Genomic DNA, 13,534 nt, shown 5'->3' with positions numbered 1-13,534 from the left:
CGTTACTTTCATTCATCCTCTTCATCAAAAACTTCATCAATCATACATTTCTCTAATAAATACTCAAATGTAATATCTGCGAGATCTTCAATTTCTTCTCGTTTTGGGACGTACCCTCTTTCAATTAGTTGCTCATAAAAAAACTCCGCAATCTCTTCCGTATCAATCACGACTTCAATTTCCTTCATGAGCATCACTCCTTTATTTCTGTTTTATGAAAAAATCTCAAAATTATGTATATGAGATTAGAAAAATAGATTTTATTTTTTTATAGGTCATAAGCTTTGGACGAGATGCATACGATTGTAGTACAAGCTATTCAAAGGGGGAAACAATAATGGAAAATCAATATGAAGTAGGACAAACAAAAGAAGAGTTCATGCATGAAGATCAATGGGCAGACTCTCTTATAAAGTGGCTTTTTATTTTTTTAATAGTTGTAGGCATACCTTATACTGCATATGTTGTTGTTCAATTTATTCTCTCTTTCTAGTTAACTATTTTTTCTCTGTCAATTTAACTAAATAATTATGAACAACATCCATTACAATTTTATATTCTTCATCTTTAAATGTATCGAACAATAATTGATAATCGTTATAAATATCAAGTAACCCATCAATGATTTCTTGACGATTCGTCTTAACACTCACTTTTTTCGAGTTGTTAATTGACTTTAACTTACCTAAATCTAATTTATTCATACCTGCTTTATCTTGTTTCAGTTTCTTCAAAATTGCATTTGCCGTTTGAGCATTCGCAAGTAACGTTAAATCTGACTCATCCGCTTCTAACCATTCACCATCCGTAATCCGTGACAATTCATAAATTGTATCTTCCCATGCGTCATTCTTATATCTCCATACTTCTGTACGAAAACCAACAATACGGAAAACATCTTTATCATATCCAGTTACTTGCACAAGATCACCAAACGTGAAATTATAATTTAATTCAATCCACTCCGTATCGCCCTTTTTCATATCTTGCTCTGTAACGTGCTGCAATGTTTGCTCTACGTAAAATCCATCGTGATTATTGACTTCGTATACATAAACTCCATCTAAAACCTTCATATTTGTGATTTTCCCAACGGTTCCATATAGCGTAATCACGACTATGTCCCCTACGTTGTATTTAGGTTGTTTTTTTCTTGCCATCTCTATCTCTCCTTTTTTTGACGTCGTGATTTTGATATCAGTATATGCAACCTACATAAAAACGCTTATCACAGAAGCTTATATTCATAAATTTTTTCAATAAAAATTATAATCTTATAAAATTTACGTTACACTCAAAAGAAAGCTAGTAACTAGACTAGCTTTAAATCAACAAATTTCATAATAAAAAACATACAGAATACTTCACTTTAAACAAAGTAATGTATTCTGTATGTTTTCAAATAGTTTTTATCTATCTTGTATGTATAAATCCCAGGCTTCATCAAATATAGACATACTTTCTAGCATTCCGCTCAACTCTAAGTATGAACTAATTTCATCATAGTCTTCAGATTGCTTCGGAAAACTTAAATCATCATACATCGCCTCTGCTAAATCTGAAATTTCATTTCTAAATAAAGCTGCACGATGCTTCATCATATAATGGTAAAATGTCTTTTTCAAAAATATTCCCTACCTTTCTAACTTGGGTACATTATACAAGGCAAAAAAGAAAAAAACCAGCATAAAAGCTGGTTAAAAGTCGAAATAATTTCTTTTTAATAGACGCGGTCTTCCCATTAATTCTTCATACGTTAGTTGTTTTGGTAAATCTTTCGTGTAAATTAAAAATAATTGATCTTCAATTTCTTTTACTGTATGGTCTGATTGATAGTCCATCCCGCACGAGGAACAAGAAATACATGGTGTCTTTTGGATTTCAATGGCTTTCGTACCATCTGGTAATTCCCAATATACAGTATTCAAGCTTTCTTTCGCTTCTGTACTGTCACACCACATACAATTCATACTGCATCACCCTCAGTTTTTTTGTCGTTTTCTTCTAATTTAGCCATTTGTGCTTGATATTTTTTATCTTTTAATTGATCACGTTTATCACGTTTATCTTTTAAAGATGCATGAGTATCATTATCTTCATAGTCTTTACGACGGTTCATACGCTGTAAGTCGTCTGGAACGAGGTTAAATTTCTTATCGCTCATAAGACCTGCGATACCAACATCTGAACGTTTTTCTTCGTAGTTCGGATAAATCTCTTTAAAGTATCCTTCCGCTCTTCCTGGAATATAGCTCTCTGGCTCTGGATACGTCGTAATAACACCTTCAAAGTTACGAAGTACAACTTTATCTGCACTTTGTGAGATTAAATAGTTTGGTTGAAGTGCAATTTTACCGCCTCCACCTGGCGCATCAACAACGAATGTCGGAACAGCATAACCAGATGTGTGTCCACGTAAACCTTCAATAATTTCAAGACCTTTAGATACTGGTGCACGGAAGTGACCGATACCTTCAGATAAATCACATTGATAAATGTAATATGGACGTACACGGATTTTTACTAAGTCATGCATAAGTTTTTTCATAATTGGAACGCTGTCGTTAATACCAGCTAAAATTACTGCTTGGTTTCCGACTGGAACACCAGCATTCGCTAACATTTCACATGCCTTTTTCGATTCTTCAGTAATTTCAATAGATGTATTGAAATGTGTATTTAACCATACTGGATGGTATTTTTTAATAATGTTACATAAATTTTCTGTAATACGTTGTGGGAATACTACTGGTGCTCTCGTTCCGATACGAATAATCTCAACATGCGGAATCTCTCGTAAATTTTTTAATACATATTCTAAAATTTTATCGTTAATTAGAAGTCCATCACCACCGGAGATTAATACATCTCGTACTTGTGGTGTTTCACTAATATAAGCAATCGCATCATCTAATTGTTTCTTCGGTACACCCATTCCAATTTGTCCACTAAAACGACGGCGTGTACAGTAACGACAATACATAGAACATTGATTTGTTACTAAGAATAGTACACGGTCCGGATAACGATGTGTTAGCCCTGGAACTGGTGAATCTTCATCTTCGTGAAGCGGATCTTCTAAATCATATTTTGTTTTATATAACTCTTCCGAAATCGGTACTGATTGCATCCGAATCGGACAGCGTGGATCATCAGGATTCATTAGCCAAGCATAGTACGGTGTAATGTTTAACGGGATCGTTTTCGTTGAAATTTTAACGCCCTCTTCTTCTTCAGGTGTTAAGTTAATTACTTTTCTTAAGTCATCTAACGTTTTGATCGTATTCGTTAATTGCCAAACCCAATCATTCCATTGCTCTTCAGTAACATCTTTCCATAATTCGATATCCTTCCAGTGACGATTTGGTTTGTATACATCATGTAACATTGCTATTCCCCCTTTTTATACGCTCATCCTTTATATAAGCAATAGTTATGCCAACTTTACATTGTTGATAAGTAAATGTGCGGAGAATCCTATTACATAAGCGAAAAAATATTTTTAAGCGTTGTATGAAATCAATACTTAACATCATATTCATTACTTTTTATATATGTAAACGCTCTTTTATTCGTGCAAACACACAAAAACCGCCGATTATTCGGCGGTTTTGTCGTACTTGCTCAGTTTATATTGAAGCGTTTGACGAGGGATACCTAACATTTTTGCGGCTTGTAATATATTCCCTTCCGTTTCAATCAACGCTTGATCTATTAATTCTTTTTCTGTTTGATGAAGTGCTTCTCTAAGTGGCATTATACCCTTCTTCTTCGAAAAATTCTCTTTCCGAAATGTACGTGGTAAACAATTGGCTGTTAATGTATTCCCTTCTGCAATAATAACAGCATGTTCAATCGTATGTTTTAACTCTCGGACATTTCCAGGCCACTGATAAGCTTGCAGTCTATCTTTCGCTTCCTCATCAATTTGAAGTACACCTTTTTTATAACTTTTATTATATTCTTTCAAAAAATAAGATGCTAATAATAGTACATCCTCAGTTCTTTCACGAAGCGGTGGGATATATAATGAAAATACGTTTAAGCGATAATATAAATCAGTGCGAATTTTATTCTCTCGTAAACATATTTCTGGAGGCTGGTTCATTGCGGTAATAACACGAACATCTACTTTTCTCGTCTTATTATCACCAATTCTTCTAATGACTCCATCTTCTAACACTCGTAACATTTTTGCCTGCAAATCAAGAGGCATTGAATTCAGTTCATCTAAAAATAATGTACCACCATCAACAAGTTCAAATAGCCCAGCTCTTTCAATCGCTCCTGTATAGCTTCCTTTTGTCGTTCCAAACAATAAACTTTCTAATAGCGACTCTGGTAAAGCTGCACAGTTTTGTGCAATAAATGGCTTGTTTTTTCTTTTAGAAGCTTCATGAATTGCTTGTACGAACAGTTCTTTTCCTGTTCCTGTTTCACCATATATTAAAACATTTGCGTCTGTTGGTGCTACTTTTTGTGCTAACTCTTTCGTCTGTTTAAACCGCGTATCATTTGTCACTATCGTCTCAAATGCAGCATGCTTTTTAATCACTTTTTTTCTAGATGATCGCTTTATTTTCGACTGTAAGTCAACAATTGTGTCAGTAAGTTTTTGAATTGTAGAGTAATCCTTTGCAATTTCAACAGCCCCAGCAATATTCCCATCTATAAAAATAGGTAACGTCGTATTTACTGTACAAACATCTTCACCATTTAAATTTTGATAATGCTGTGCTTGATGTACGATAGGTTTTTTTGTATCTAGTACTTTCATCAATGTACTCGTTTCCCTTGATAAAGACGGGAACGCTTCTAACAGATGTTTCCCTAACACTTTTTCAATCTTCGATCCATCGTGTTTTGCAGCTACAGAATTGTAAAATATTGTAATTCCATTCTCATCTACAGCGTGTATAGCCTCATCAATACTGCCCAAAATCGCTTCAATGACTTCTTGTGTCGAAACTGCTAGCAATGTCATCCCCCCTCTTGCCGAAAATCCAGCAATTACATGCCGAATTTTAGGCACACCTATGTGCGATTGTAAGCATGACGATTCCGTTCTATAATTTTGACCAATTTTATTTTTTCATTAGATAACTCGAAACTCTAATTAGTACAGCTTTTCGAACACCCAGCTCCACCTAACTGTTTTGCTTTACAGCCGAATTTTGAGGCGGAAGTTTTACTGCTTTCGAATAGCTAGATAGATCTTTCACCCAAATATTCATATCTTCCAACTTATCGAAAATGTAGCAATTATTCGCCAGTCTTCCTGTATACGTATAACCTAATTGATGAAATGCAGCATTCATTCCGAAAGAAAGCGATCGAGCAATTGTATAGGAGCAGAAAATAGATCTTTCTCGAAGCTCTTCCTCTAATTTAATTAGTAAACTTTTCATAAATCCATGTTTACGATATTCAGGTAAAGTAGCACAATTCGTTAATTCTGCATTCCCTTCTTTTATATTCATTTCTGCAGATGCTGTACTAATAATTTTCCCCTCATATTCATATACGTAGTAAATTGTATCGTCTTCTTTCATCGTCTGTAATACATAACTCGCTTCATTTAAAGGTGTCGGATACACTTCAAATACTTTTCCGAATACAGTTGCTAATTCTTCTGCATCTTCTTCAGTCGCTTTTCTCAGCAAAAATTTCTCTGGAACTACTTTTTCTTTTATTTCTTTTCCTTTTACACCGCTTAATATAGTATCTTCCTCAGTCCAATGCATACTATTTCGTCTTTCATCATTATTATATTTCACAAAAAAGTATGCATCGTGTCCTTGAAAATAATGAGGTATCGTTGCTTCCAACAAAAAACCGAAAGAGAGCCATGTTGAAACATGCTCTCCCTTTCCTTTAATAATACATTTAGTGAAAGAATGTTCCTCTGCTAGTTCGTCAATTGTCTGTATAATACTTTCAACATTTCCTGTATAGTGATCTACCCGAATACGCTTATTAAAATAATCTAAAACGCCTTCTACTGTATAACAATTCGTCTGTTCTCTAAAAGATTCATAGTATTTCATTTTCTCACCTCACACCAATCTAGTAATGTACATGCAATAATTTTTGCGGCAGCTATCATTTTATCAACTTCTATATATTCGTTTGGATAGTGTGCTACTTTCGTCTCTCCTGGACCAAATACTATTGTTGGTACGTTTGCAATTTGTGTAAATAAACCTCCATCAGTCCCCCACGGAGATGCTTCAATAATTGGTTCGTTCCCTTCGATTTCAACAAAGTTGTGATGAAGTGTTGTAATGAGTTCATGATTCTCTTCTAATTCACCAGGAACCCATCTCGCTCCAAACCACTCTACTTCTACTGGATTTTCAACAAACCAATTGTCCACATCATTTAATTCAACAATCCAATTCTCAAACTCTTCTTTTGCCGCCTCTATAGTCTCATTCGGCGCAACACCGCATCTTCCTTCTAAAATTAATTCATCTGGAACAGAACTTGGCCAACTCCCTCCTTCAATTTTCCCAATGTTAATTGGAATTGGAATCGGAATCCCTTTAAATAACGGATCTGTAATTCGACTATTTCTTTTCTCCTCTAGCTTTCTTACATGTTCTATAACAAACATACTTTTTTCAATTGCACTAACCCCTTCATAACGTGTTCCACCGTGTGCAGCTTTCCCTTTTACACGTAAACGAAACCACATGGAACCTTGTTGTTTCGGGAAAAACTTCATATTAGTAGGCTCTGGAATAATGACACCATCTGCCTTATATCCTCGTAATATAGTTGCTAATGTCCCTGCTCCGCCACTTTCCTCTTCTATTACACTTTGAAAATAGATGTCTCCTTTTAATTCAATGCTAGATTCAATAATCGCTTCCATTGCAAGCATGAGTGCGACATTTCCACCTTTCATATCCGTCGTTCCACGGCCATATATACGATTTCCTATTTTCTCACCGCTATAAGGATGATGTTCCCACTGATTCACATCCCCTTCTGGAACTACATCAATATGCCCATTTAATATCATAGATTTCCCGTCGCCACTTCCTTTTAAAGTTGCTACAATATTTGGGCTATCTGAAAAACTTGTACGGGGTGATACAAAATAAGGATGATCTTTCATTTTAGAAAAAGAAGGCTCCCATATATCGAGGTCTAAACCTAATTCACGTAATTTTTCAATCACAATCGCCTGCGCACCGCTTTCATCACCAGATACGCTCTTTTCTTGAATTAATCGTTTTAAAAATTTCACACTTTCCTCTTCATGGCTCTCAATATAATCACAAACTTGCTTTTTTAATTGCTCCATATATTACATCTCCCTTCATTCAATTACTAGTAAGTTAGAACTAATTTGAAAATCAGCTTCTGTATGTCGTTTTATATCTTCTACTGTGTATGGGCTCATTAATTCTTGTAATATAAGTCCACTCGGAGTTACCTCCATGACCGCCATATCAGTAATAATTAAATCTACACATTTCTTTGAAGTTAATGGCAATGTACACTCTGAAATAATTTTTGCACTTCCGTACTTATCAACATGATTCATCACAACAACGACCCGCTTCGCTTTTTGTGCTAAATCCATTGCTCCACCAATACCTGGAACACGTTTTCCAGGTACAATCCAGTTTGCTAAATCACCGTTTTCACTTACTTGTAATGAACCAAGAATCGTTATGTCTAGCAAACCTTTTCGAATCATACCAAACGCTGTACAACTATCGAAATAACTCGCTCCTGTTATAAGAGAAGTTGGTAAACCTGCCGCGTTACACAAATTTTCGTCTTCATTCCCTTTACTTGGCGTTGGTCCCATACCGACGATTCCATTTTCCGCATGAAACATAACATTTATATCGTTAGGCAAATGATTTGGTACAAGCGATGGTATGCCAATACCTAAATTTACAATCATGCCATTTTGTATTTCTTTCGCCGCTCGCCTAGCAATCTTATCCCTCACTTCTACGCCCATACCCATTTCCAGTTCACTCCTTCCGACGGTACAATATAATTTACGAAAACACCTGGAACGACAATTTCCTCTGGATCTAAACTTCCAAGCGGGACTATTTCTTCTGCTTCTACAATTGTTATATCCCCAGCCATCGCTACGTGAGGATTCATATTTCGTGCACTTTTGTCAAATACAAGGTTACCAAACGGATCTGCCTTTTTCGCATATACAATTGAAACTTCAGCAGTTAATGCTGTTTCAACTAAGTAGGTCTTACCATTCATTTCAACTGTTCGTTTTCCCTCTTCCACAATCGTATCAACACCAACATCAACTAAAACACCACCAAGACCAACGCCACCAGCGCGAATGCGCTCTGCTAATGTTCCCTGCGGAGAAAACTCAATTTGTAATCTTCCCTCGTTTAGTTGCCTTCCTGCATTTGGGTTGGAGCCAATATGAGAAGTAATTAGTGATTTAACTCTTTCATTTGTAACAAGACGACCGATACCTACATCAGGGAATCCAGTGTCATTTCCAATCAAATTTAAATTTGTAACGCCTTTTTCTAAAATTGCCTGTATTAAAGATGGAGGGGATCCAATCCCTCCAAATCCCCCAAACATTAATGTCATATCATCATGGAACAAAGAAATTACTTCCTCAATTTCTTTTAATTTACCGAATGTATTTGTAATAGTTGTCATGCGATACTATGCCCTCCTTTTTGCATCATCTCTTCCACACTTTTAGAGAAAATTGAAAGTAATTCATCTAACTCGGAATATGTAGTTGTCATTGGCGGTGCTACAAGCAGTGCACTATCTTCTTTTCCTGCTTGCCCTGAAACTGCTTGGTATAAAAGTAGGCCATTTTTAGCTGCAACTGAAATAAGCTCCGACGCTTTTGTAAACGGTTGCAATTCTACTCCGATTAGCAACCCTTTTCCGCGCACATCAGCAATGATTGTCGATTGTTGCTGAACTTTCTGTAAGCCTTTTATTAAATACTCTCCCTTTTCTGCTGTTTTTTCAGGGAGATTATGTTTCTCCATATATTCAATAACAGCTAAAGCCGTTGCTGCAGACAATGGATTGGCACTTAACGTATGACCGCTCATTACTGAACGTGACCCACGTAATATTGGTTCCATAACACGATCACTTACAACTGTCGCTGCCATCGGTGTATATCCCGCTCCTAACCCTTTACCAAGTGTCATGATATCCGGTTCTACACCCCAATGCTCCATTGCAAACCATGCTCCAGTACGACCAAGCCCAGTCATCACTTCATCCGCAATAAATAAAATATCGTAATGGTCGCAAATATCTTTAATGACTTTATAATAGTCTTTCGGCGGAACAACCGCACCTCCAGCTGCTCCGATAATCGGCTCAGCAATAAAAGCAGCAATATGCTCTGCACCAATTCTTTCAATTGATCTTTCTAGTTCAGTCGCACATGCCAGCTGACAAGTTGGATATACCTTTTGAACAGGGCATCTGAAACAATATGGAGCTGGTATAGTCGGATAATCTTCCAAAATAGATACGAAACGTTGTCTACGTAGTGGGTGACCAGACATCGATAACGCACCCATCGTAATACCGTGATAACTCATCCATCTTGATAATATTTTATGTTTCCCTTGAATACCTCGCTCTTGAAAATGCTGAATTGCAATTTTCATAGCTGTTTCATTTGCTTCCGTACCACTATTTACAAAGAAACTCCAGTTCAAATCTCCTATACTTAAATCACTTAACTTCTTTGCTAATTTTTCAGCTGGTTCACTCGTAAACTGTGATCTATAAACAAAAGCAATCTCCTCAGCTTGCTTTTTAATAACGTCTGCAATCTCCTTTACGCCATGCCCAATACCTGCCGTAATTGCTCCTGACGAACCATCAAAATATTTATTACCATTTTGATCATACAAATAAACACCTTTTCCATGTGAAATCATTGGATACGGCTGACCAACAAGTGGTTTAATTAAGTAATCGCGCATAGCGCTCCCCCATTTCTCCAATTTGTATATATATATGAAGAAAATTGACGTTTCTTTCATAAAAAAGAATCCTCTGCAAAAGCAGTGAATTTATCAAAAAACTATTATAAAATATACAAATGAGTGCTTAAAAATATTTATAAAACAGAAAATTCAGAACTCAAAGCGAAGACCAATCCTTTTCTATACGCCCAAATAACCCTCCCTTTTATATGAAATGACTACATCACCAAATGGTTTTATAGCATAATGCCAGCTGCCCTTAAATGCCGACATTCTGTACACTTCGACGGAACTCCCGTTAAACTCCTTCCTAATATCCTACTTTAAATTGCATATTTTAAAACAAATTTCGACACCCCACCTTACTAACCAATTCAGATTCATATTTAATATGTAAACTTTTCATTTTTAAACTATAAAAAAAGAACCGATTAACCACACTAATCAGTTCGTCATGACGCTCTCTTATGGGTTAATACTGTCAATTGCTAAAATAAATAGAAAAATCATGTTTACAAATTCATCCTACAGCCTATAAGACAAAACCTTTTCATAACTTCATTCACAATTACTATCGGGATATCCCTATCCCGAAGTGGCACCCCTTTCCTCAGATTCAAACTACCTTTCCTTTATAATTTATGTAGGACAATTATCACTTTGTATGTGTATTTGCCTATAATTAAAAAAAACTCTAGTTTTCTAGCGATTGCTGGACATGTACTCAATATGTTAATTGAAATGCAGTTTCAATTTGGCATTTATTTTACTTTCGTGCAGTCATATGTACTGCTTTACTCTGCCAAATACTCGTAAGCACCAGCAGCTCTTTATGACGACATATTAGTTGTCAATTTTTAATATTCCCTTTATAAAATTATTTTTTTCGCATAACCGCTTTCTTGCTTCTCATATAGTTTTAATGATGACAAAGGAGGAATGTTCATGTCTCAATCTGAAATTGAAAAATATGGACAAGAAGTTACGCAATACGAACAGCTCGCACGTTACTATCAGTTTCGTAATCCTAAAAAATATATAGAATTATATATGAAATATTGCGATGCACTTTCAAAACTTGTACAGGCGCATGAGAAAAGGGATTCACAAGAAGCTGCTTTACCGTCACATATAAGAATTTTTCATGCCGATCCAAATATATCAGCGGTTGATATTTTAGTAAACGGACAAAAGGTTATTAAAAGTATTTCATTTAAGCAATTCAGCCCTTATTTATCATTAGTGCAAGGTAAATACCGTATAGATATTGTCCCTGTCGGAAATGAAACTCCAATCTTTTCAGCATTGGTACCAATAATGGGAAATCATACTTATACTCTTGCTGCAATAAATAGTGATAATCACCTACAATTACAACCTATACTTGATAATACACATTTACCAGCTGGTCAAGCTAAAATACGCTTTGCACATTTCTCTCCAGATACCCCTGTTGTAAATGTAGATTTAAAAGATGGAGATCATTTATTTGAAAATGTACTCTTTAAACAAATAACAGATTTTTTACAAGTTAGCCCTGGTACAGCAGATATTGAAATTTCACTCGCAGATAATAAAAACGTTTTATTGACTATACCGAAATTCAATGTTGAACCAAATGTTATTTATACAATTTCAATAGTAGGTTATTCAACTAAAGATCCTAAATTAGAAGCCGTTATACTTACAAATTAAAACAGTCTACACCATTCATTTGGTGTAGACTGTTTATTTTTGAAATGCAATTTGAAATTCTGTCCAATCGTTATCTGATCGACACATAATGGATCCATTATGTTTTTCCACAATTTGTTTACATACAAATAATCCAATACCAGTTCCTAACTTTTTAGTAGTTACAAATGGTTCAAAAATCGTTTCTACATTTTCAGCTGGAATCATTGGTCCATTATTTTTTATCACAATTCGAATAGCTTGATCTTCTTCAAATACATCAATGATAATTTTTCGTTCTTCTTTCATTGATTCAAGAGCATCAATTGAATTCATTAATATGTTTAAAAATACTTGTCTCACTTCACTTCGATAACCAACAAGCGGAATTGGATACGGTAAATTCTTTTCAATCAAAACATTCGCATTGACCAAACTCGGATATAAGAATTGTATAATGTCTTGAAACAAGTCATTAAGCCAAAACCGTTCCGATTCATTCCACATTTCTTTTTTCGATACGAGTAAAAATTGCGAAATACGAAAATTTAATTGATCTAATTCATGCGAAATAATATCTAAATACGATAAACTCGGATGATCTGCCTTTAATAATTTGACAAACCCCATAATGGAAGTAAGCGGATTACGAAATTCATGTACAAAACTAGCTGACATTTGTCCTAAAATCGTCAGTCTTTCTTTATGTGTTTCGTTAATATATTGCTGTTTTTCCTCTAAATTCTTCGATATAATTTCCGAGTATTTTAAAACAGTATAATAAATTAATTTGTCAAAACAAGTATGTATTTTTGCCATAATTGGTTTCAATTCACGAGCGCTAACATCTAATTCACACATCGCTTCGAAAAGTTCATTTCTTCCCACGTTTGCGTTATAAACAAAATCTCCAATATTCGCATCTGCTCCAGCACGTTCAATAGCAATTTTCTCGCATAACGGTTGAAGATAATTTATATCTTTATCTTCCATAGTAAGTTCGATAATTAACTCTAGTAAATCCTCTCCATTTTGAACTACTTCTAGTTTAAATGGATCTTTTTCGGAAATTATCATTTTGTTTTTCCAGTTCTCTACGAATTGGTGCCTATTGTTTTTCAAGTGTGAACAAAATATTTCTTTAATATCCTTATCGATTGGAAAAACCTCCATTCCCTCCATTTCCATACGACGAATACCCTTTATATTTTGAATATTAACACAAAAAATACGATTCGTTAATAGATTTTTGTCACATTTTGTTAATTTCTGTTGATAAAATTATTTTTTCTTTCTTATTTAACTAATTGTATGCAAATTCCCTTTTTCCTTCACATATTTTCATTATTTCCGTAGTCAAAACGACTTTTTTTTGCATCATTTTTAATTCTTGCGTACAATAGAAAATGAAAGGTGTGAAAAATATGGTAAATAAAAATGTGGAAGATTATCTCCAAGAAGGCATTTACGGCCAAAAGCAAAACAAACCAGAAGAACGTAATATGTATTTAACTACATTACGTGAGCGTGTAGAAATCGCTTTAACGATCGGTCAAGTAATGCAAAGTAATGTATACTCTGAAGTGGCAGGTAGCATGCGCTCTTCTCAATCATTACAACTCCTCCTAAATGGTAGCATTGCTTACCCACATTTATCAAAATACATTAAATTAGCAAACGAAAAAAATGTTCCTTTTACAATTGTTCAAAATAAAGATACAGAAACACCAATCGGTTTAGTATTAACTCATGCTACTGCTGTAGATAAAGAACAAATTTATGTAGAAGATACTATTTTCAAACAAGAAATGAAGTAAAAGTTACACTTAATTAAATAGTTACTAAAAGCGTAAAAAAACGAGTATGGAATCGTAAAC

15 protein-coding genes are annotated in these 13,534 nt (G+C 34.8%); 3 read left to right on the top strand and 12 right to left on the bottom strand.

The genetic code is table 11. From position 1 onward, the window contains the following. Positions 1–8: 8 nt before the first annotated feature. Positions 9–188 carry a YozD family protein gene (locus tag ACQRBL_RS11020; protein WP_000658451.1) on the bottom strand — a complete coding sequence of 60 codons (180 nt, stop codon included), beginning with the start codon at positions 186–188 and terminating at the stop codon, positions 9–11. Between the two features lie 149 nt (positions 189–337). Between ACQRBL_RS11020 and ACQRBL_RS11015 the strand changes: the two genes are divergently transcribed. Next, the gene (locus ACQRBL_RS11015; RefSeq protein WP_000431486.1) at positions 338–493 is read left to right on the top strand and encodes a DUF3930 family protein; all 156 of its coding nucleotides are present in this window, start codon (positions 338–340) and stop codon (positions 491–493) included. A 4-nt stretch (positions 494–497) separates the two neighbouring features. Here ACQRBL_RS11015 and ACQRBL_RS11010 read toward each other — a convergent pair whose 3' ends face one another. The 10 genes from ACQRBL_RS11010 to ACQRBL_RS10965 form a co-directional block, all read right to left on the bottom strand. Then, the gene (locus ACQRBL_RS11010) at positions 498–1,160 is read right to left on the bottom strand and encodes a hypothetical protein (protein WP_000101498.1); all 663 of its coding nucleotides are present in this window, start codon (positions 1,158–1,160) and stop codon (positions 498–500) included. A gap of 249 nt (positions 1,161–1,409) precedes the next feature. After that, a complete protein-coding gene (locus tag ACQRBL_RS11005; protein WP_000750717.1) occupies positions 1,410–1,625 on the bottom strand; it encodes a YozE family protein in 216 nt (71 codons plus the stop codon). Between the two features lie 72 nt (positions 1,626–1,697). Next, positions 1,698–1,970, bottom strand: a complete 273-nt coding sequence (locus ACQRBL_RS11000; RefSeq protein WP_000995766.1) for a YokU family protein — start codon at positions 1,968–1,970, stop codon at positions 1,698–1,700. After that, entirely contained in the window at positions 1,967–3,388 is a 1,422-nt protein-coding gene (gene ablA, locus ACQRBL_RS10995) for a lysine 2,3-aminomutase (protein ID WP_000902145.1), read from the bottom strand. The genes ACQRBL_RS11000 and ablA overlap by 4 nt, the downstream gene beginning before the upstream one ends. 210 nt (positions 3,389–3,598) lie before the next feature. After that, on the bottom strand, positions 3,599–4,984 hold the full coding sequence (gene rocR / locus ACQRBL_RS10990) for an arginine utilization transcriptional regulator RocR (protein ID WP_023521852.1): 1,386 nt from the start codon (positions 4,982–4,984) through the stop codon (positions 3,599–3,601). Positions 4,985–5,147: 163 nt separating this feature from the next. Then, positions 5,148–6,047, bottom strand: coding sequence for a putative beta-lysine N-acetyltransferase (gene ablB, locus ACQRBL_RS10985; protein ID WP_000878589.1), 900 nt, complete (start codon positions 6,045–6,047; stop codon positions 5,148–5,150). Next, positions 6,044–7,312, bottom strand: a complete 1,269-nt coding sequence (locus ACQRBL_RS10980; protein WP_000436692.1) for a peptidase — start codon at positions 7,310–7,312, stop codon at positions 6,044–6,046. Before ACQRBL_RS10980 ends, ablB begins: the two co-directional genes overlap by 4 nt. A 15-nt stretch (positions 7,313–7,327) precedes the next feature. Continuing rightward, positions 7,328–7,990 (bottom strand): CoA transferase subunit B, encoded by a 663-nt coding sequence (locus ACQRBL_RS10975; protein WP_000525294.1) that lies wholly within the window; start codon positions 7,988–7,990, stop codon positions 7,328–7,330. Next, a complete protein-coding gene (atoD, locus tag ACQRBL_RS10970) occupies positions 7,975–8,673 on the bottom strand; it encodes an acetate CoA-transferase subunit alpha (RefSeq protein ID WP_000208107.1) in 699 nt (232 codons plus the stop codon). Before atoD ends, ACQRBL_RS10975 begins: the two co-directional genes overlap by 16 nt. After that, positions 8,670–9,980 (bottom strand): aspartate aminotransferase family protein, encoded by a 1,311-nt coding sequence (locus ACQRBL_RS10965; RefSeq protein ID WP_023521850.1) that lies wholly within the window; start codon positions 9,978–9,980, stop codon positions 8,670–8,672. The genes atoD and ACQRBL_RS10965 overlap by 4 nt, the downstream gene beginning before the upstream one ends. 948 nt (positions 9,981–10,928) lie before the next feature. Here ACQRBL_RS10965 and ACQRBL_RS10960 point away from each other — a divergent pair. After that, positions 10,929–11,678: a DUF4397 domain-containing protein gene (locus ACQRBL_RS10960; RefSeq protein ID WP_000083276.1), complete on the top strand. Its 750-nt coding sequence runs from the start codon at positions 10,929–10,931 to the stop codon at positions 11,676–11,678. A 33-nt stretch (positions 11,679–11,711) separates the two neighbouring features. Here the strand turns inward: ACQRBL_RS10960 and ACQRBL_RS10955 are convergent, their stop codons facing one another. Next, on the bottom strand, positions 11,712–12,845 hold the full coding sequence (locus ACQRBL_RS10955; protein ID WP_000425086.1) for a BA2291 family sporulation histidine kinase: 1,134 nt from the start codon (positions 12,843–12,845) through the stop codon (positions 11,712–11,714). A gap of 236 nt (positions 12,846–13,081) precedes the next feature. On the opposite strand from ACQRBL_RS10955, the gene ACQRBL_RS10950 reads away from it, so the two are divergent. Continuing rightward, positions 13,082–13,474, top strand: a complete 393-nt coding sequence (locus tag ACQRBL_RS10950) for a YueI family protein (protein WP_000247562.1) — start codon at positions 13,082–13,084, stop codon at positions 13,472–13,474. Positions 13,475–13,534 lie beyond the last annotated feature (60 nt).

Source organism: Bacillus sp. AF62, assembly GCF_050312695.1.
GTDB lineage: Bacteria > Bacillota > Bacilli > Bacillales > Bacillaceae_G > Bacillus_A > Bacillus_A cereus.
Note: the sequence above shows the minus strand (reverse complement) of the source record. Positions and strands in the feature narration are given on the sequence as shown.